14 protein-coding genes and 1 pseudogene are annotated in these 20533 nt (G+C 71.0%); 10 read left to right on the plus strand and 5 right to left on the minus strand.

The genetic code is table 11. The features are described 5' to 3' along the window. Positions 1-484: 484 nt before the first annotated feature. The 3 genes from ACWD5Q_RS05260 (at position 485) to ACWD5Q_RS05270 (ending at position 6974) form a co-directional block, all read left to right on the plus strand. A complete protein-coding gene (locus ACWD5Q_RS05260; protein ID WP_451425658.1) occupies positions 485-3052 on the plus strand; it encodes an AAA family ATPase in 2568 nt (855 codons plus the stop codon). A gap of 3 nt (positions 3053-3055) precedes the next feature. Next, a complete protein-coding gene (locus tag ACWD5Q_RS05265) occupies positions 3056-5848 on the plus strand; it encodes an AAA family ATPase (RefSeq protein WP_451425659.1) in 2793 nt (930 codons plus the stop codon). A gap of 433 nt (positions 5849-6281) precedes the next feature. Further along, a complete protein-coding gene (locus tag ACWD5Q_RS05270; RefSeq protein WP_451425660.1) occupies positions 6282-6974 on the plus strand; it encodes a LuxR C-terminal-related transcriptional regulator in 693 nt (230 codons plus the stop codon). 100 nt (positions 6975-7074) lie between these two features. Here the strand turns inward: ACWD5Q_RS05270 and ACWD5Q_RS05275 are convergent, their stop codons facing one another. Beyond that, positions 7075-7848 (minus strand): thioesterase II family protein, encoded by a 774-nt coding sequence (locus tag ACWD5Q_RS05275; RefSeq protein WP_451425661.1) that lies wholly within the window; start codon positions 7846-7848, stop codon positions 7075-7077. A gap of 311 nt (positions 7849-8159) precedes the next feature. On the opposite strand from ACWD5Q_RS05275, the gene htpG reads away from it, so the two are divergent. Then, a complete protein-coding gene (gene htpG / locus ACWD5Q_RS05280) occupies positions 8160-10067 on the plus strand; it encodes a molecular chaperone HtpG (protein ID WP_451425662.1) in 1908 nt (635 codons plus the stop codon). A gap of 52 nt (positions 10068-10119) precedes the next feature. Here the strand turns inward: htpG and ACWD5Q_RS05285 are convergent, their stop codons facing one another. Together ACWD5Q_RS05285 and ACWD5Q_RS05290 are read right to left on the minus strand one after the other, a co-directional pair. Further along, positions 10120-11754 (minus strand): GMC oxidoreductase, encoded by a 1635-nt coding sequence (locus ACWD5Q_RS05285; RefSeq protein WP_451425663.1) that lies wholly within the window; start codon positions 11752-11754, stop codon positions 10120-10122. 31 nt (positions 11755-11785) lie between these two features. Further along, a pseudogene (locus ACWD5Q_RS05290) lies at positions 11786-11878 on the minus strand (hypothetical protein); the annotation flags it as partial. Positions 11879-12400: 522 nt separating this feature from the next. Here ACWD5Q_RS05290 and ACWD5Q_RS05295 point away from each other — a divergent pair. Both ACWD5Q_RS05295 and ACWD5Q_RS05300 read left to right on the plus strand, forming a co-directional pair. Beyond that, on the plus strand, positions 12401-13324 hold the full coding sequence (locus ACWD5Q_RS05295; protein WP_451425664.1) for an NADP-dependent oxidoreductase: 924 nt from the start codon (positions 12401-12403) through the stop codon (positions 13322-13324). After that, positions 13321-14037 (plus strand): GNAT family N-acetyltransferase, encoded by a 717-nt coding sequence (locus ACWD5Q_RS05300; protein WP_451425665.1) that lies wholly within the window; start codon positions 13321-13323, stop codon positions 14035-14037. The genes ACWD5Q_RS05295 and ACWD5Q_RS05300 overlap by 4 nt, the downstream gene beginning before the upstream one ends. Before the next feature lie 103 nt (positions 14038-14140). On the opposite strand, the gene ACWD5Q_RS05305 is transcribed toward ACWD5Q_RS05300, so the two are convergent. Continuing rightward, a complete protein-coding gene (locus ACWD5Q_RS05305; protein WP_451425666.1) occupies positions 14141-14647 on the minus strand; it encodes a MarR family winged helix-turn-helix transcriptional regulator in 507 nt (168 codons plus the stop codon). A 279-nt stretch (positions 14648-14926) separates the two neighbouring features. Between ACWD5Q_RS05305 and ACWD5Q_RS05310 the strand changes: the two genes are divergently transcribed. From ACWD5Q_RS05310 to ACWD5Q_RS05320, 3 genes are all read left to right on the plus strand, one after another. Beyond that, positions 14927-15697 (plus strand): putative protein N(5)-glutamine methyltransferase, encoded by a 771-nt coding sequence (locus ACWD5Q_RS05310; RefSeq protein ID WP_451425667.1) that lies wholly within the window; start codon positions 14927-14929, stop codon positions 15695-15697. 165 nt (positions 15698-15862) lie between these two features. Next, positions 15863-17878, plus strand: a complete 2016-nt coding sequence (locus ACWD5Q_RS05315; RefSeq protein ID WP_451425668.1) for an FAD-dependent oxidoreductase — start codon at positions 15863-15865, stop codon at positions 17876-17878. Between the two features lie 32 nt (positions 17879-17910). Further along, entirely contained in the window at positions 17911-18462 is a 552-nt protein-coding gene (locus ACWD5Q_RS05320) for a PadR family transcriptional regulator (protein ID WP_451425669.1), read from the plus strand. Between the two features lie 18 nt (positions 18463-18480). Here ACWD5Q_RS05320 and ACWD5Q_RS05325 read toward each other — a convergent pair whose 3' ends face one another. After that, positions 18481-19449, minus strand: coding sequence for a fibronectin type III domain-containing protein (locus tag ACWD5Q_RS05325; RefSeq protein WP_451425670.1), 969 nt, complete (start codon positions 19447-19449; stop codon positions 18481-18483). A 350-nt stretch (positions 19450-19799) separates the two neighbouring features. Between ACWD5Q_RS05325 and ACWD5Q_RS05330 the strand changes: the two genes are divergently transcribed. Continuing rightward, a complete protein-coding gene (locus ACWD5Q_RS05330; RefSeq protein WP_451425671.1) occupies positions 19800-20477 on the plus strand; it encodes a glycoside hydrolase family 75 protein in 678 nt (225 codons plus the stop codon). The last annotated feature ends 56 nt before the right edge of the window (positions 20478-20533 follow it).

Consider the following 20533-nt stretch of genomic DNA (forward strand, 5'->3'; position numbering starts at 1 on the left):
CACCAACTCCGGCGTAAAGGTCCGCGACAGCAGCCCCATCCGTGTCCGCTCGGGGTATGTCTCACCAGCTATGTGCCCACTCGCCACAAGATCAGAACCCTACCCGACCAAGATCACACTACGGAAGCGACGTTGGGCCCGCACCAGGCTCGGTCACCAAGGCCCGCGCGCGGCTCGGTATCTCTCAACGGCCGCATGAAAAGCGACGTTTGTGTTGTCTTCACGGCGCACGGAACACCCGGTGCGCTGTGAGGAATGACCCGGTGCACAGGTGGACCGTACAACGACGCGCACCAGGCTTAGCGTTACGGCGCAACGATGGGAAGATACTCATCCGAGGGGGTCGTGCAAACGTGTCTCCAATGGTTGTCGGCGAACTGGTTTTTCAGACCGGAGATGACGCCGCAGAGCTTGTCGTCCGTGGAGCGGAATTCATAGCCGCAGCCGCCACCGCCGGGCATGCCCACTCCGCCCAGGCGTGCGCATGACGACGACGCCCGCGTTCGCGCCCACCGCCCTCGTCGGCCGGGACGCCGTACTCGACACCGTCGACACCCTCGTGGGCGGACTCGACCATGGATCCTCGGACCTCGTCGTGGTCACCGGGCCCGTCGGCGTCGGACGCAGCGCGGTACTCGACTGGGCCGTCACCCGCGCCCGTGCCGCCGGTCTGACCGTCGGCGTCGCCCGCTGCAACCCCTGCGAGTCCCGCATCCCCCACGCCGCCGTCACCCAGTTGATGTCTTCCCTCGGGTCACCCGCCTGGATCTCCTCGTTCGCCGCCGGACTCGACCGCGGTACCCACCTCACCACCGCCGTCGCCGGGATGTGCGACGCCCTTCTCGCCGAGTCCTCCGACCGGCCCGTCCTGCTCGCCGTGGACGACGTCCACCTCGCCGACCCCGACTCGCTGCGCTGGCTCGTCGAACTCGGCAGGCGCATCCACCATGGCTCGATCCTCGCTCTCGTCACCTCGCCCGTACCCATCCGCCAGGTCTTGGCGCCCACCGGCGTCCTCGACCGCGCGCAACCCTGCCCGGCCCAGACGACGTTACGGCTCGAACCCCTCCCACCGGACGAGGCGCACCGCCTCCTGGAGCAGCGCGCGGGCCGCCCCCTCCCCCCGTCCGTGCGCGCCGTGTCCGCTCTCGCCGACGGAGCCCCGGCCGTCCTGTGCGCCGTCGCCGACCACATCGCGACGCTCGACAGGCCCCTGACCACGGACGCCATCCCACCACTCATCGCCACCGCCCGCGCGGCCTGGTCGCAGCACGCCCTCGCCACCACACAGGGCCTGTCCGACAACGCCGTCTGCCTGCTGCGCGCCCTGGCCGCCGTCGGCACCGTCCTCGACCCCGCCGGCATCGCCACCGTGACCGGACTGTCCGCCACCGACCACGCCGAGGCCCTGGACACGCTGCGCGGCTGCGGCCTGCTCGCCGACAGCGACCCGCCCCGGCTGCGCCACGCCTCCTTCGCCGACGACGTCCTCGCCGGCATGACCCGCACCGCACGCGATGTCCTCCAACTGAAGGCCGCCGCACTGCGCAGCGGCCACCGCGTTCGCATCGGCACCATCGCCGACATGCTCGGCGCCGTGATCGGCCTGGTCCGCCCCTGGGCAGCAGCCGCCGAGGCCAACCCCGCGGTCCGGCGCGACGGCACCGCGGCCGACCTCACCACCACCGCCCTGCGGCACGCCCTGCGCGAGCCGATGACCGTCGCCGAACGCGCCGGACTGCTCACCCGCCTCGCCACCATCGAGGCCGTCACCACCCCCCAGGCCAGCGACGGGCGGCTGCGCCAGGTCATGCTCCGATACGCCCGGCCGGAGACCTGGCCCGCCGTCCTGCACGCCGCCGACCTCCTGCTGTGCCGCGGCGACGCCGAGAGCACCCGTCTGACCATCGCCGACGTCCACCAAGGAGCACTGGCGACCATCCCCGACGCGCAACTTGACGCCCTGCGCGCCCTTGCCCGGCTCGCCGAGGACGAGAAGAGCGGCCCGCCCCTCGTCGCCCCACCCCCGGCCGGCACCGAACACCCCGGTCACCCCGCCCAGGCGGCCGTCCTCGCCTGGACCGCCGCCGTCCGGGCCGACCACCGCGACCACGCCCTCACCCTGGCCCGCGCCGCCCTCGAACGGCCCGCCGCGATCCCGCTGATGTGCCGCATCGCCGCTGCCCGCGCCCTGCTGTGTGCCGACGACATCAGTGGCGGCCGTGCCGCGCTCGCCGCCGTCATCACCGACGCCGGGCGTGTCGACGCCCGCGCCGCCGCTGCGCGGGCGCTGCTCAGCCGCGCCGAGGTCACCGTCCGGCAGGGCCGCCCCGGCGACGCCCTGGGCGACCTCGTCGCTGCCGCCGCCACTCTCCCGCCCGCCTCCTGGCACCCGCTGCTGCTGCCCCGGCTCACCGGCGCCCGGATTCTCGCCCTGATCCGGTGCGGACGCCTCGACGAGGCCCGGCGCGCCGCCGCCGACACCGAATACCACGGCGTCTCTTCCGCCTTCTTGCTCTACGCACAGGCCGAACTGGCCCTCGTCCACGGGGACGCCGCCCACGCGCTGCTGCTGCTGGAGGAGAGCGGCCGGCTGCTGGAGTCGAAGGGCTGGCGCAACCCGCTGCTCGTCCCCTGGCGCGGCACCGCCGCCGTCGCCCACCACCTCCTCGGCGCCTCCGTGACCGCCACCGCGCTGATCGCCGAGGAGGACCGGATCGCCGAAGCCTGGGGCACCCCCGCCACCTGCGCCGCCGTACGGGCGCGTACGCACGACACCTTCGCCCGCTACGGCGTCGGCCTGCCCGCCGTCCCCGCACCCCGCACCGCCGAACCCATGGGCACCGGCAGCGGCGAACAGGCCCTGACCGCCGCCGAACGCGACCTCGCCGACTTGGTGCTCGCGGGCCTCGCCAACCGGGACATCGCCGCCCGGCTCGGCCTGTCCACCCGGACCATCGAACTGCGCCTGACCGGGATCTACCGCAAGCTCGCCATCAAGGGCCGCGCCGCCCTCGCCGCGCGACTGCGCGCGGCACACGAGGTCGGCTGACACGTGTTACTGGAACGCGAACAGGAACTGACCACCCTCGCCGAAGCCGTCGCACGGGCCCGGTCCGGTGCCGGTGGCCTCGTCCTCATCGACGGCCGCGCCGGCACGGGCACCACCGCACTGCTGGGCCGGCTGGCCGACCTCGCCGCCGACTCCGGCGCACTCGTGCTGCGCGGCGCCGGAACACCCAGCGAGCGCTCCGTGCAGTTCGGCGTCGTACGACAGCTGTTCCTGCCGCTGATCGCCGACCGCGCCGACCGCACACCGCGCTTCGCCGCCGGCCTCACGGCCCGTCCCGAGGACGGCACCGCGGCGGACATCGCACCCGCCGCCCTCGCCGAGACACTGCACGGACTGCACATCCTGCTCGCCGAAGTCGGCGCCGAGCGCCCCGTGCTGCTCACCGTCGACGACGTCAGCTGGGCCGACCGGCTCTCCCTGCACGCCATCGCCCACCTCGCCGCCCGCCTGGACGGACTGCCGGTCCTGCTGGGCCTCGTCCGCAAGGACGGCCTCGCCGCACGCGACCCGGTCGTCAGCGGGATCGCCGCCATGGCCACCCACCGGGTCCGCGCCCGCAACCTGTCACGCCCCGCCACCGCCCGCATGGTCGCCGCCCGCCTCGGCCCGTACTGCCCCGAGGACTTCGCGCACACCTGCCACGACATCACCGGCGGACGGCCCAAGGACGTCAAAGTGCTGTGCGACCGCGCCCGCCTCAGGCGCCTGGGCGCACCCCTCTGGCACACCGCAGAACTGCGCGAACTCGGCGAGTCCCTGTTCCGCGAACGGCTGCTGTCACTGCTGCGCCGCGAACCCGACGTGGAGGCGTACGCACAGGCGACCGCCGTCCTCGGCGAGCGGGCCACCGACGAACTCGTGGTCCGGCTCGCCGGCCTCAGCGCCGACCGCTGCGAACATGTCCGCGACATCCTTGCCCACGTCCGGCCCGACGCGTACGACGGCGACCCCGCGACCCTCGTGCGCGCGAACGCGGTGCTCATCCTGGGCGCCCTGTCCGAAGAGGACAACTCCCGGCTGCACCGCGAGGCATCCGTGCTGCTCGACGAGTGCGGCGCCGGACCCGAGTACGTGGTCGCACCCCTGCTCCACGTCGACCGGCTCGATGCCTCCTGGGAGATCCACCAACTGCGCGCCGCCGCTGCCGCCGCCCGCGACCGCGGCGCCCCCCAGGATGCCGCGCGCTATCTCCGCCGGGCCCTCGCCGACGTACCGGCCGCCAGCCATGTCCGCGCCGAACTCCTCTACGAACTCGGCCTGACCGAATCCGAATCCGAGTCCGGCGCCGGCCCGGCCGGCCGCCACCTCATCCAGGCCGCCCACCTGATGCCGGGCCTCCGTCGCCGCGCTGAGATCATTTCCAGCGCCCCCCTGCACATCGTCGGCAGCGACCCCCAACTCGCCGACCTGGTCCGCGAGACGGCCGCCGGACTCGGCACCCCGCGCGAGGGAGACCAGCGTGGCCGGCACCTGGTGATGCTGCTGGAGGCCCGCGACCGCTACGCCGGACTCGGCGACCCCCGGCTGATCGCCTCGGCCCCCCGCCGCCTGCGCGAACTGGGCGAACCGCACGGCGAGCCCAGCGCCGCCGAGCAGGAATTGCGTACGGTCCTGGTGTACGCGGCGGCCATGGGCGGACAGCTCCCGCACCACGAGGTGCGGCGCATGGCCCGGCAGATTCTCGAACGCGAACCCGCGCACGCTGCGCTCCCCGGCCCCGCCCTGGACATGCTTCCCCAGGTCTTCTACACCGTTGACGCGCCCGAGGACGGGGAGCCCTGGCTCGACGCCGTACACCTGCTCGCCAAGCGCGAGGGAACCCCTGCCCTCCGGGCGCGGGCCGAGGCGCAGCGCGGACTGCTCCTGCTCGCCCGGGGCGAGATCGCCCGGGCTCGCGAGTGCGGCCTGCGCGCCGACGCCCTCGTCCCCCACGCCCCACCCGAGCAGCGGCTGCACCCCGGCCGCACTCTCGGCCTGGTCGCCCTGGAGACGGCCGACGCGGACCTCGCCGCGCAGGCCAACAGGACTCTGGGGGTCTTCACCGACCAGCGACTGGCCGCCCTGGGCCGGGCCATGCGCGCCGTACGCGCCGAATCACAGGGAGACCTGCGAGCGGCACTCACCCTCTACCTCGACTCCGGCGGAGCGCTGGAACGATCCGGCTGGCACAACCCCGCGATGGCCGACTGGCAACTGCGCGCCGCCCAGCTCCAGCAGCGTCTCGGCCGCACCGCCGAGGCGCTCACCCTGGTCGAACAGTGCCATGAACGCGCCCGGGCCTGGGGCGCGCCCACCATCCTGGCCCGGGTCCTGCGCCTGCTCGGCACCCTTACCGAGGGGCCCCGCGGCATCGCCCTTCTGCGCGAGGCCGCGGCAACGCTGGAAACGCGGGGCAATCGCTTTGAATACGCGCAGGCCCTCATTGCCCTGGGCCGACGCCTCCAGGAAACATCCCACCGCGACGGCGGCCGCGTCCTGAACCAGGGCAGACGTCTGGCCGCCGAATTACAGGACAGCTCCCTCTCCGGGAACTCCGGGAAAACCGAACGCCCTGCCAGGGCTGTCCTGGCCGGCCTCACACGATCCGAGAAGGACGTCGCGGAACGGGCCGCCGCGGGATTGACGAACCGTGAGATCGCCACCGAACTGGGCACCTCCGTGCGCTCCGTGGAAAAACATCTCACGGGTGCCTATCGAAAATTCGGGATCACCGGACGGGACGAGTTGATCCAGGTGCTGGGGATGGATTCCTCGGGCCTGTTGCCCCGCCCCTGAAGCAGGGCTTCACCCTGCTGTTGAACGACCCGGTCGTGACGGCTGGGTCGTTTTGTGGTTCCGTATTGTTTCCCAAGCGTTTCAGGGTCGGTGGCCGTGGCCCGCCGGGCCCGGTTCGCCGGTCGTTCCGCGTGTTGCCACAGCTCATGCCTGAGCTGCCCCTACGTGCAGTGCCTCCGCTCGGAGCGGGTTGTCGCCGGAGGCATATGACAGAAGGCTCTTGCCCCCTCGGAATTACCGGGGTTGCGGTCCCGCAAGGGTACCGAACCATCGACTGCGGGAACCACAGTCTTAGGTGCAAAGGTCGTGGTCGCAGCCTTCCCAGCCTTGACTGGACTTTCGGTGGATGACATTGTCGTTGACGAGATAACACTCCACTCGAACAAAATGCCGCTGCTTTTCATTTTCTCCGAAAGAGAGTGGCCCACCCCCCATGAACATCACCGGCCTCGACTCCGCAGCGAAGCTCCCCCACGTGATTCAGAGCTGGGACTCGGAATCATATCGAGAAAGCTACTGGGCGCTTTTTGAGCAGTCCTTCATGTGTATGGCAAATCTGGATCTGGAATTCAGAATACTGGAAGCCAACCAGCCATTCGCCCGGCGGTTCGGCTGGGCTCCACAGCCGGGCACGGGACAGAGTTTCTGCGAGTTCCTGCACCCCAGTGTGGAGGGAAAACTCAAGAATGAGTTGATCCGCCTGGCGGACGGCCAGAGCCCCCGGTTCGCCGACCACTTGGTCGCTCTGGACGCGGAGGACGCCGTCTTCATCGGTGAGGTGACCGGAATCGCCGTCCGCAGCGGCGCCGGCCGCGTCGACCGCATCCTCGTGCTCGTCGACCCGCAGGAGTCCGGGACCGGACCGCAGATCGTCAGCGCCCGCCGCAAGCTGTTCAGCCCCATGCACGCCCGGATCCTGGAGGGCGTGGCCGCCGGCGAGTCCACGGTCCAGCTCGCCGCCAAGCTCTTCCTCAGCCGAGGCGGCGTCGAGTACCACGTCTCCTCACTGCTGCGGAAGATGAAGGTCACCAACCGCCCCGCGCTGATATCGAAGAGCTACTCCATGGGAGTTTTCGGCGTGGGCCAGTGGCCGCCCAGGGTCCGCGCGGAGTTCGTGTCCGAGTGATGCTTCCGGTCGCGCCTGCCAGCGCGACCGGAAGCGCCCGGACCACCTCCGCAAGACAGGTCTGAGACCCGCCCGCAAGGCCGCGAAGAGCGCGATCCGCTCAGGACAGCGCCGCGCGGGCGGCGTCGAGTTCCTTCTGGATCTCGGCGTTGACGGCGCTCTGGTGATCCGCGAGGAAGAAGTGCCCGCCCGGAAAAGCCTGAAGGCGGAACGCCCCGGCAGTGTGTTTCTGCCACGCCGACGCCTCCTCCGGCGAGGTGCGCGGGTCGGCGTCACCCGTCAGGACCGTGATCGCACAGCGCACCCGGCGCCCCTCCTGGCACCGGTACGTCTCGATGGCCCGGTAGTCGCCCCGGATCGCGGGCAGCGCCATCCGCAGCAATTCGTCGTCGCCGAACACGGCGGAGTCAGTGCCGTTCAGCAGCCGCAACTCGGCGACCACACCCTCGTCGTCGCGACGGTGCACCTGCTCGTCACGGACACTGGACGGTGCCCGCCGACCGGAGGCGATCACGGTCCGCGGCGGGTTCGCGCCCAGCGCCTCCAGCCGCACCGCCACCTCGAAGGCCAGCACGGCACCCATGCTGTGCCCGAAGAACACCGTGGGCTTCTCGCTCAGCCCCTGAAGCTCCTCGCACAGCCGGTCGGCCAGCTCGCCGATGTCCTCGACGCACGGCTCCCTGCGCCGGTCCTGACGCCCCGGATACTGAAGCGCCACGACATCGGCGTCCGGCGTGAAACGTGTCGAGACCGGATGGAAGAAGCTGGCCGAACCCCCCGCGTGCGGAAAGCACACCAGCCGCACGTCGCTGTCGGCGGAGGGGTGATACCGGCGGATCCAGTCCGTGGTGGCGTCGTCGGCGATATGCGACATGACATCCCTTCCCTGAGCATGCGTCGGTCTGACGGCGGGGCGGCCAGCGTCACGTGCCACCCGCCGTCACGATCCCAGTGAAGACCACCCGGCACCCGCAAATCACTAAATTCTCCCGGCCTTTGGCTCTTTGGCCCTCCCGGAGACCCCCCACGGGATCAGCAGGGCTCTCCCGACACCCCCACGAGGACGGCCGGAATCCGCCGAAGCCCAGAGATCTGCGGGTCTCCCCAGCACCGCCGATCTACAGTGACGGGACCGGTACTGTCGGTTTCCGTCGAATCAGCTGACCTGTGAGGTACTTGCGAACCATGGCGACCGAAACGTTTGAGTTCCAGGTGGAGGCACGTCAGTTGCTCCACCTGATGATCCACTCCATCTACTCGAACAAGGATGTCTTCCTGCGGGAGCTGGTCTCCAACGCGTCGGACGCGCTGGACAAGCTGCGTCTGGCCGCCCTGCGGGACGACGCCGCGGGCGCCGATGTCTCCGACCTGCACATCGAGATCGACATCGACCAGGACGCCCGTACCCTCACCGTGCGGGACAACGGCATCGGGATGTCGTACGACGAGGTCGCCCAGCTCATCGGCACCATCGCCCACTCGGGCACCGCCGCGTTCCTGAAGAAACTGCGCGAGGCGCAGGACGGCGCCGGCGCCGACGGGCTCATCGGCCAGTTCGGCGTGGGCTTCTACTCGTCCTTCATGGTCGCCGACGAGGTCACCCTGCTCACCCGCCGCGCCGGTGAGACGACGGGCACCCGCTGGACGTCACGCGGCGAGGGCACGTACACCCTGGAGGCCGTCGACGAGGCTCCGCAGGGCACCTCCGTCACCCTTCACCTCAAACCGGCCGATCCCGAGGACCAGCTGCACGACTTCACCGCCCCCTGGAAGATCCGGGAAACCGTCAAGCGCTACTCGGACTTCATCACCTGGCCGATCCGCCTGGCCCCCGGGAAGCCCGAGGGCGGGGAAACCGCCGAGCCCGAGCCCGAGACACTGAACTCGATGAAGGCGCTGTGGGCCCGCCCCCGCGGCGAGGTGTCGGACGACGAGTACCACGAGCTGTACAAGCACATCAGCCACGACTGGCGCGACCCCCTGGAGACCGTCCGCCTCGTGGCCGAGGGCACCTTCGAGTACCAGGCACTCCTCTACATCCCCTCCCACGCCCCGCACGACCTGTTCACCCAGGGCCACCAGCGCGGCGTCCAGCTCTACGTCAAGCGCGTCTTCATCATGGACGACTGCGAGGAACTGCTCCCGCCCTACCTCCGCTTCGTCAAGGGCGTGGTGGACGCCCTGGACCTCTCCCTGAACGTCTCCCGGGAGATCCTTCAGCAGGACCGTCACATCCTGATGATGCAGCGCCGTCTGACGAAGAAGATCCTGTCCACGGTGAAGGACATGATGTCGTCGGCCCCCGACCGCTACGCCACGTTCTGGCGGGAGTTCGGCGCGGTCTTCAAGGAGGGCCTGATCACCGACTCCGCCAACCGCGACGCCATCCTGACCGCCGCTTCCTTCGCGACGTCCCGCGACGCCGATGAGCCGACGACCCTCAAGGCATACGCGGAGCGGATGAAGGAGGGCCAGAACGCCATCTTCTACATGACCGGCGACTCGCGCCCCGCCATCGAGAACTCCCCCCACATGGAGGCGTTCCGGGCCAAGGGCATCGAGGTGCTCCTGCTCACCGACCCGGTCGACGAGGTGTGGGTCGACATGGTGGGGGAGTACGACGGAAAGACGCTCCGCTCGGTCGCCAAGGGCGAGATCGACCTCGACGCGACCGAGGACGACGAGTCGGCCGACGCCGAGAAGGAGAAGCGGAGTGAGGAGTACGCCGCTCTGCTCGCCTGGATGTCACGGCAACTGGCCGAGGAGGTCAAGGACGTACGGCTCTCCTCCCGCCTCACCGTCTCCCCGGCCTGCGTGGTCTCCGACACGGACGGTCCGACCCCCGCCCTGGAGAACCTGTACAGGTCGATGGGCCAGGAGGTCCCGAAGACCAAGCGCATCCTCGAACTCAACCCCGGGCACCCGCTGGTGAGCTCCCTCAACGCGGCCCACGGCCGAGACGAGGACGCCTCAGCCCTGACCGAGGTCGCCGAACTCCTCTACAGCCTGGCCGTCCTGGCGGAAGGCGGCCAGCCGGCCGAGCCGTCCCGTTTCGTGAAACTGGTGGCGGACCGCCTCGAACGAACCCTGTAGCACCGCTCTCGAAGCCCGGCCCCACGGCCGGGCTTCGAGACCGTTCGCCTCCTCAGCCACGGGCCAACTGCGCTCCTATGGAGTCCGCAGCGCGTACGGCAAGGGCCACACTGAACAGCGTCGGATTGCTGGCGGTGGAGGTCGGGATCACGCCGTTGCCACCCACATAGAGGTTCTCAAAACCCCACACCCGGGAGTACGTGTCGCACACCGAGGTGCCGTCGTCCACCGGACCCATCCGAGTGGAGCCCTGGTAGTGCTTGGAACTGCCGGACGGGTACAGGGTCGGCTCGTTACCGGGCAGGAACGGACCCAGGGCGGCCGCGACGGACTCCTGATCCCGCACCGCCAGAGCGATCTGCTCGCGGTCACGGCTCGTCAGGGAGTGGTGAATGGTCATCTTCGGCATGCCGTAGGCGTCGACCTCGGTGTCGGAGAACTCGACCCGGTCGTCGGGCTGGATCTCCTTCGCGCAGTACCAGTTCATACCGGCGAACAGCGCGGGATCGAGCCCCTCGACCGACGAAGTGTCAACTGTCATGACCTGGCCGTGACGCGGCCGACCCGGATCGGTGAAGGGCACCCAAAACCGGCCGGTCTGCAGATCGCGGATTTCAGTGAACCGAGACGAGTCCCGTACCGCCCCGACGGTCGGCCCGTTCTCGGCCTGCACGGAGCTTACGATCTTGGGCTGGTCGTTGAGATACCGGCCGAGGGCGCGTGGGCGGATTCCGGAAGCCCACAGCAGTTGGGGGGTACGCAGCGCGTCCGCTGCCACTGCCACGGTCCTTGCCCGTACGGTGCGGACGATACCGGTAGGCAGGTGCTCCAATACTGCGCCGGTGGCCCGGCCCCGTTTGAACAGCACACGGCGGCAGATGGTCTCGGCTGCGATGCGGAAGCCGCCGTCTCCACCATCGCGCTGCGCTTCGGTGAAGTCAGCGAAAACAGAGTCGTCGGTGGGCAGCCCCCGAAGAATGATGTCTGTGCCGCCCCACAGCGGCACCTTTCCGGGCCGGGGGACGCAGGACAGGGGCATCGGCTCAACGGCACGACCCGCGGGGTATTCAGCGTCGAAGAGATCGCTCAAGGTCTGCTCCACGAATCGTCCCCCCTCCGTTGGATCGAATGCCTTCTGCGTCACGTTGAGAAGGTCCTCGGCGACCTCGAGTGAAGTCTCGAACTCCTCGTCAGCGAGGAACGGGACGCGCTCGCTGTCCAGTGGACGGGGGGTGGCGCACGCCCAGTGCACGCCCATGCCACCCACATTGCTGGACATCACTGCGGCCGGCATCCCCTCCTGCTCCGAGTCTTGGTCGCACCGCGGTCTGACCAGGTGCGTGCCGCGATCGGCGTACTTCTTCACCAGAGCCTGCTCTTCACACGGCCCTGTCTCGGGATCGCGTCCCTGGGATTCGGCCTGTGCGTCACGCCGCTTCTGCGGAGGGAGGTTGGTCACGTGCAGACCCACCTGCGGGGTCAGGCGCGGGCCCAGCTCCACCATGAGTACGCGGGCCGACGGCACCGTCTCGTAGACCTGGCGTGCGATCGCCGCCCCGACCGGGCCGCTGCCGACGACGAGCAGGTCGACGCTCTGCGGAAATTCGGATCGGTTCACGGTTTGTACTCCTCGTTCTTGGGTGAGGGAGCGGGACGGTGGACTCGCTCGCCGTGCCACCGAGTTCACCGAGCCCGCGGCCGCACCACGTCGCACCCTGTGCCTGTGCCGCGTCCTGGACGACCGCCGGCCCCCGCGGCTCGGCGAATGCGGTAATCGCGGGAATATCAGCGACATGGCCGTCGATGTGCACCAGGATGATCGCGTGAGCCCGCTCTGTGGGCCGCTACTGAATTCAGTTCGATACGGCTACCCGGGATCCATGGCCGTCCAGTCGGATTCGATTGAATAGAAATTTAGCCACACCGTCGCGATTTCCATAGTTGCTCCGTTCCATCGGTCGGTAATCGGATTGTGTGCGCTGTGTTGTATCGGCTCTGCGGCGTGAGAGCAGTGGCCGGCAACTCGGTAAGCCACCGGCGGATGGCACCTCGTCCGCCCACGGCCGGCAGCGGCGTGCCGTCGTGCTCGAAGGCGATCCAGGCGCGCCCGCCGGTGAGGTCGGCCGGCGGCCCCGGTCATGCGGTCGCCGCTCCCGGTCATGCGGTCGTGGGCCCGGGATCTTCGCGGATGCGGGCCCCGATCATTGCGGACGGATGAACTCTCCGGCCGCCCGGGAATAGCGGCCATGTGATCTTCCTTGGTCAGTAGTGACCTGCGCCGGTGGCTCCTGGACCGGCGGGTCCGGCGACAGCGGAGGAGAGTGAGGCAGGACATGCCCAAGGCGTACGCATACACGCGGTTCGGCGGCCCGGAGACCGAGGCCTTCGTCGACGTGGAGCGGCCGAGTCCCGGCCCCGGACAGATTCTCGTCGCGGTGCGCGCGGCGGGTGTGAATCCCGTCGACTGGAAGCTCCGAGCGGGCCTGCGGCGGCCCGGCGACACCGATGAGCCGAGCTTCCCCCGCGTCTTCGGCAGCGAGGTGGCCGGAGTCGTCGAGGAGGCCGGCGAGGGCGTGACCGGTTTCACGGCCGGGGACGCGGTCTTCGGCAGCACGGTGTCCGGCGGATACGCCGAATACGCCCTGCTGCCCGCCGAGGTGACCGCACACCTGCCCGAGGAACTGTCCTTCACGGACGCGGCGGTCCTGCCGGTCGCCGCGGCCACCGCGTACGACGGGATCCGCCAGCTTGACCTGCCCGCCGGTGCGACCCTGCTGGTCACCGGCGTGGGCGGGGGAGTCGGTGTCGCCGCCGCGCAGATCGCCCGCGCCTTCGGGCTGCGCGTGATCGGCACGGCGAGCGTGAGCAAGAAGGACTTCGTGGAGGACCTCGGCGCCGGGTACGTCGCGCCGGGCCCGGATCTGGCCGCGCGGGTGCGCGCCGCCGCCCCGGAGGGGGTGGACGGCGTCTACGACCTCGTCGGCGGTGACGCACTGGAGGAAGCCGCGACCCTGCTGACCGACCGGTCGAAGCTGATCTCCGCCGCGGCGCACCAGGAGGTCGAGCGGCTGGGCGGGGCGCCCGTGAAACGGGTCCGCACCGCCGCCGTGCTCGACGAGGTCGCGCGGCTGGCGGTACGCGGCGACCTGGTCCCCTGGGTCACCCGGACCTTCCCGCTGGAGCGCGCGGCGGAGGCCCTGCGCGCCGTCGAGGAAGGGCACGCCCGGGGCAAGGTCGTCATCGAGGTCGGCGCATGAGTGACAGCCGGCACGTCCTCGACAACCCCGCCCGCGCCTCGCTGACCGGCCCGCACGCCCACTTCGCCGAGCGCCGGGGCCGCGTCCTGCGCTACCCGACGGACGTCTCCCCGTGGGTGGGGCTGCCCGACGATCCCGACGCCGACGACTGGGCCGACCTTGCGGCGCTCGCGGGTCCGGGCGCCGAGGCTCCGCTGCCCGGCTTCCGGGGCGAGCTGCCGGAGGGCTGGGAGATCACCTTCAGCCTGGACGGCGTGCAGCTCGTCGACGACGGCATCCCCGCCGCCCCCGAGCCGGAGGCCGTACGGCTCACCCCGGCCGACGTGCCGGAGATGCTGGACCTGGTCGAGCGCACCCGGCCGGGCCCCTTCCTGCCGCGCACCATCGAACTGGGCACCTACCTGGGCATCCGCCGGGGCGGTGCTCTGATCGCCATGGCCGGTGAGCGGCTGCACCCACCGGGCTGGACCGAGATCAGCGCCGTGTGCACCGATCCCGCCTTCCGCGGCCAGGGACTGGCGACCCGGCTGGTCCTCGCGGTCGCGCACGGCATCCGTGAGCGCGGCGAGACACCGTTCCTGCACACAAGCGCGGGCAACACCAACGCCATCAGGCTCTACGAGTCCCTGGGGTTCAGACTCCGCCGCCGGACGAGGTTTCTCTCGGCGAGGGTGCCGGAGCCCTCGGCGGACGAGCAGACGGTGAGGGTCTGACGACGGTGGGGGATGGATCTGACGACGGTGGAGGTCTGTCACGGTGAAGGTCTGACGACGGGGAGAGTCTGACGGCGCCGTCGGGCGGCCCCGGTGGTGCGGGTCAGCGCCCGGCGGTCGGGGCGGCGTTGTACCGCAGCAGATACGCGGCGAAGCGGCGCAGGTCCTCTTCCGGCCAGCCCGCGAGCCGCTCCCGGAAGGCCTCCCGGCGGCTCTCGGTCACGCGGGCCAGGATCCGTGTGCCCGCCTCCGTCAGATGCAGTACCTGGACCCGGTGGTCGCCCGGATCGAGCCGGCGCTCGATCAGACCGGCTCGCTCCAGCGCGGCCACCTGGCGGCTGACGGTGGACTTGTCCAGCGCGTAGTGGTCGGCCAGATCGGTCGCGCGGCAGCCGCCGCTCTCCTCCAGGTGCCCGAGCAACGTGTAGGAGACCAGCGAGAGTTCCGGGTGCATCCGGCCGGCCGAGGCACGGGCGCGCCGGGCGAACACCGTCAGCTCGCGGTGAATCGTCTCGACGGCGGCGTCGCCCGGATGAGCCGCGTCGGCCGTGGCCGCGCCGGTGTCCCGCTCGGGGACGGCGGTTTCGTCGGACGCCTCGACTGCCTGCACGGGAGCCTCCCTCGGTCTTTCCCGTTGCAGAGTACAACCGGAATGCGGAGGCGGCCTTCGCCGCCCGCCGCGCACCACGGCGCGGGTGTCACCCTTCTGCTGCTAGGGTGACCGTCCTGGCCGCGGATCGTCCCGGCCGGAGGTGGCCGAGGAGGTGAGACCCATTTCTGCTGTGTCGGCTCGGGTGCTCTCCCTCCACGTCAGCGCGGATCACCGCCGCTAGGTGACCGCGAGAGCGCCCTTCGGTCAACCGAAAGGCTTCTCGGCTTCATGCTCTCCATGTCGCGTTCCCGCGCCATTACCGCTCTGCGCTCCGCCGGCTGTGTCTTCGCCGAGGACGAGGCGGAGTTGATCCTCGCAACCGCCCGCACGCCCGAGGAGGCCGCCGCCATGGTCGGCCGGCGGGTGGCGGGCCTGCCCCTCGAACAGGTCGTGGGCTGGGCGGAGTTCCACGGACTGCGCATCACCGTGGAACCGGGCGTCTTCGTGCCGCGCCGCCGCACCGAGTTCCTGGTCCGGCAGGCCCTCGCCGTCGGTCAGGACGCCCGTGTCGTCGTGGACCTGTGCTGTGGCTCCGGAGCGGTCGGCGCCGCGCTCGCCGCCGCGCTCGACGGAGCGGAACTGCATTCCGCCGATATCGAGCCGGCCGCGGTCCGCTGCGCCCGCGGCAATGTCGCCGCGTACGGCGGCCGGGTGCACGAGGGCGACCTGTTCGCCGCGCTCCCGGACGACCTGCGCGGCCGTATCGACATCCTGGCCGCGAACGTGCCCTATGTGCCCACGCACGAGGTGGCGCTGCTGCCGTCCGAGGCCCGGGACCACGAGCCCCTGGTCGCCCTCGACGGGGGCTCGGACGGCCTGGACGTCCTGCGCCGGGTCGCCGCGGAGGCGGGCCGCTGGCTGGCCCCCGGCGGCTCTCTGCTCGTGGAGACGAGCGAACACCAGGTCCCCCCGGCCGAGGAGGCGTTCACCCGCGGGGGGCTGCGGACCCGGCTCGAGGTCTGCGACGAGCTGTACGCCAACGTCTTGATCGGGACCAGAGTGTCCTGACCTGGACCAGAGCGTTCTGATCGGCGCCGGGCAGCGAACGGAACCGAACCGTTCACCGGTCCGAGGGCCGCGTACGGGCGGTCGGCGGCCCCATTGTGCAACTAGTTGCACAATGGGGCCGTTCTCGTCTACAACAGAGCCACGACACGCCGGACGGAGGGCCCGATGAGCCGCTACCCCCATCTGCTGACCCCGCTCGACCTGGGCTTCACCACCCTGCCCAACCGAGTGCTCATGGGCTCGATGCACGTGGGCCTGGAGGAGGCGGAACGCGGCTTCGAGCGGATGGCCGCCTTCTACGCCGCCCGGGCGCGCGGCGGGGCCGGGCTCATCGTCACCGGCGGCATCGCGCCCAACGACGCCGGACGCCCGTACGAGGGCGGTGCCAAGCTCACCACCGAGGCGGAGGCCGAGCAGCACCGCGTCATCACCGAGGCCGTGCATGAGGCGGGCGGGCGCATCGCCCTGCAGATCCTTCACTTCGGCCGGTACGCCTACCACCGCGACCTCGTCGCGCCCAGCGCGCTGCAGGCCCCGATCAGCCCGTTCGTCCCGCACGCGCTCACCGACGCCGAGGTCGAGCGGACCATCGACGACTACGCGCGTGCCGCCCGCCTGGCCCGCCGGGCCGGCTACGACGGTGTGGAGATCATGGGGTCCGAGGGCTACCTCATCAACGAGTTCGTCGCGGCACGGACCAACCGGCGCGAGGACCGCTGGGGCGGCTCGTACGAGAACCGGATGCGCTTCCCCGTGGAGATCGTGCGCCGTGTCCGCGAGGCCGCCGGCGAGGACTTCATCATCATCTACCGGCTGTCCATGCTCGACCTGGTCCCGGGCGGCTCCTCCCTCGACGAGGTCATCACGCTCGCGCAGGCGGTCGAGGCCGCCGGGGCGACCCTCATCAACACCGGTATCGGCTGGCACGAGGCCCGCATCCCGACCATCGCCACCTCCGTGCCGCGCGGCGCGTACGCGTGGGTGACGAAGAAGGTCATGGGCGCCGTCTCGGTCCCCCTCGTGACCACCAACCGCATCAACACCCCCGAAACCGCCGAGCAGTTGCTCGCCGAGGGATACGCCGACATGGTGTCCCTGGCCCGCCCGATGCTCGCCGACCCCGACTTCGTGGCCAAGGCCGCGCAGGGGCGCCCCGAGGCCATCAACACCTGCATCGGCTGCAACCAGGCCTGTCTCGACCACACCTTCAGCGGGCAGATCACCTCCTGCCTGGTCAACCCGCGCGCCTGCCACGAGACCGAGCTGGTCCTGTCCCCGACCCGGCTGCGCAAGAAGGTCGCCGTGGTCGGCGCCGGTCCCGCCGGCCTCGCCTGTGCCGTCTCGGCCGCCGAACGCGGCCACGACGTCACGCTCTACGACGCGGCGAGCGAGGTCGGCGGCCAGCTCAACGTCGCCCGCAAGGTCCCGGGCAAGCAGGAGTTCGACGAGACGCTGCGCTACTTCCGTACCCAGCTCGGCCTGCACGGCGTGGACGTCCGGCTGAACACCCGCGTCGCCGCCGCGGACCTCGCCGGGTTCGACGAGATCGTCGTCGCGACCGGCGTCACCCCGCGCACCCCCGAGATCCCCGGCATCGACCACCCGCGTGTCCTCGGCTACCTCGACGTCCTGCGGGACGGCGCGCCCGTCGGCGACCGCGTCGCCATCCTCGGCGCGGGCGGCATCGGCTTCGACGTCGCCGAATACCTCACCGACACCGGTGACAAGGCGAGCGAGGACCCGGCGACCTACTTCCGCCACTGGGGCGTGGACATGGACTACCGAGCCCCCGGCGGCCTCGCGGCGCCCGAGCGGCCCGCCGTGCCGCGCACCGTCCACCTCCTGCAGCGCAAGACCTCCAAGGTCGGCGCGGGACTCGGCAAGACCACGGGCTGGATCCACCGCACCGAGCTGAAGCACCGGGGCGTCACCATGGTGCCGGGCGTACGCTACGACCGGATCGACGACGAGGGGCTCCACATCACCGTGGACGGTGAGAGCCGGGTTCTGCAGGCGGACACGATCGTGCTGTGCACGGGCCAGGAGCCGCGCCGCGATCTGTACGAGGAACTGAGGGCCGCGGGCCGGACACCGCACCTGATCGGCGGCGCGGATGTGGCGGCCGAACTGGACGCCAAGCGGGCGATCCAGCAGGGAACGGAGCTGGCCGCGGCGCTTTAGAGCTCCGTGCGCCGCCTTCCTAGGATGGCCTCATGTCACTCCCGCACGCGATCCTGACCGCCCTGCTGGAGAAGCCGTCCTCAGGTCTCGAACTGACCCGTCGGTTCGACAGGTCGATCGGCTACTTCTGGTCGGCGACCCACCAGCAGATCTATCGCGAGCTGGGACGGCTCGAGCACGACGGCCTGATCCGTGCCCTCCCGGCCGAGCAGCCGGCCCGCGGGCAGAAGAAGTCCTACGAGGTTCTGGCCGCCGGCCGCGCCGAACTCGCCCGTTGGGCGGCCACGTCCCAGGACCCCAGGCCGATGCGCGATGTGCTGCTGCTGCGGTTGCGCGCCGCGGCCGTGGTGGGCACCGAGGGCATCGAGACCGACCTGCGTCACCACCTCACCCTGCACCAGCGGCAGTTGGCCGAGTACCAGGAGATCGAGAAGCGCGACTTCGGACGGGGCAGGGACTCGGCGCAGGACCGCATCCAGCACCTCGTGCTGCGGGCCGGCATCGATCTGGAGACCTTCTGGATCCAGTGGCTGACCCACGCCCTGGACGAGTTCGGGACGCTGCCCGCTCCGGAACGCGAGTAGCCGTCCCGGCGGACCCCGTCACGGGCCCGTCGTCACCGTCCGCTCGGGGGAGAAGCCGCCCCAGGTGCCGTCCGGCAGCTTCGCCCGGATCCGCACCCGGTGGGTGACCCCGGCCTCCCGGCCCACGTAGAAGCTGTAGGCCGCCGTCGAGCGCGGCACGGTGCCGCCCCAGACCAGCGACGTGGCCGGCTGCCCGTCCAGATCGATCCCGTACTCCGTGACCACGCCGTCGACCACCGGCGGCACCCAGGACAGATCCAGGTAGTACGCCCCCTCGGCGCGGTGCGTCGTGGCGCGGAACCGGGTCGGTGCGGTGCCCTCGTCGCCGTCCGAGCCGGGCGCGGTGGTGAGCTGGACCGTGTCACTGGGCGGTGAGAGGTTGTCCGCCGCGTCACGGGCCCGGACGGTGAACGAGTAGCGGACGCCCGGCCGCAGCCCGGTCACCACGGCCGCCGTCTGGGCACCGCCCACACTGTGGATCTTCGAGCCGCCTTGGTAGATGTTGTACGACACCACGCCCCGGTCGTCCGTCGACCGCCCCCAGGCCAGCTGGACCGCCCGGCTCCCCACCACCTTGCCGCTGGGCCGCCCCGGCCGGGAAGGTGCCCGTTCGTCGGCGGCGACGGCGGCCGGTGTGGTGGCACGGACCTCGCGGCTGGCCGGACCGAGGCCACCGTCGGTGCCACGGGCCCGTACGGTGAAAACGTATGCCGTCGACGGATCGAGCCGGGTGACGTCCACCATGTGCTCTCCGGCGGGCACCTGAGTCACCTTCCTGGTGCCGCGAAAGACCTCGTACCCGGCGATGCCCCTACCGTCCGGCACACGGTTCCACATGACGTGCACGCTGGTCGCGCTGCCCGCCACGGCGGTCACCCCCAGGGGGGCCGGCGGCAGGCGCCCGCCGCCGTCGGCCGGACGGCCCTGGGCGCAGGACGCCAGAAGCAGGAGTGAACCACAGATCACCGGTATGAGGGCGCGTCGCATGGGCCCCTCCCTCCACGGAGATTGGTCTGTACCTGTATGCCATGGCTGACGTGACGGCATCAAGAGGGGGAACGCTGTTCGCCGCAGTCCGGCCGGGATACGTATGCTGGACCCCGAAGCGGCGTGAACTCGCTTGCCGTCCAGGGCAGTTCGTGCCGACCGGCGCGGTCCGCTGTCGTCGCTGATCCCGCGTCGGCGAGCGCGGCCGGGCGGCCGGGTCCCCGTCCGGTCCCGGCGCTCGGCCGTACCACGAGCGTGTGCTCCATACGGCCCCCTCCGCCGGGCGCGCGCCGGAGAGCGGCACCACGGTGGGATGGTGATCGCCGTCCCCCAGGAGAGGGGCCCTCATCGTGCTCGTCCCGTCACTGAAGCTGGCCGCGGCCGGCGCCGCGCTGCTCATCCCCGCCACGCTTCCCCCCGCCCACCCCCACGAACCCCGGCAGGGCGCCGTCCGCGCCGCAGACCTGCTGGCGAAGACACGCGACTGCCTCCGGATATCCCACGGCCGCTACCGCAGCGACCAGGGAGCCCCGGCCGACATACCCGTCTGCGGCGCACGCGGCGCCGTGTTCTGGACGGCCGACATGGACATCGACTGCGACGGGCGTCCCGGCTACGTCTGCAACTCCCGCACCGACCCGTCCTTCACCCCCGCCACCAGCTACCGGCAGTCCGACGGGCGGTACCCGAGCGCCGAGACCCTGCCCTATCTCGTGGTGCCCGGCGCGAGCGCCATCTGGGACTACCGGGCCTACGGCATCGGCGGCGGTTCCGTCGCCGCCGTCATACACGGGGGCCGCATCGCGTACGCGGTCGTCGCCGACACGGGCCCCACCAGCATCATCGGCGAGGCCTCCTACGCCACCGCCCGGGTTCTCGGCATCAACCCCGACCCGCGCACCGGCGGAACGGACGGCCCGGTCACGTACATCGTCTTCCGCGGTTCCCGCGTGACCCCGCTCGAGAACCACCGGGCGGCCGTGGCCCAAGGGGAGTCACTGGCCCGGAAGTTCCTGGCCGCGAACTGAACCCCGCGGACCAGCGGAAGCGCTCGTGCGGGGCGACTGTGCGGGGGCGGTTGTGC

The sequence above is a fragment of the Streptomyces sp. NPDC002513 genome (genome assembly GCF_053595355.1).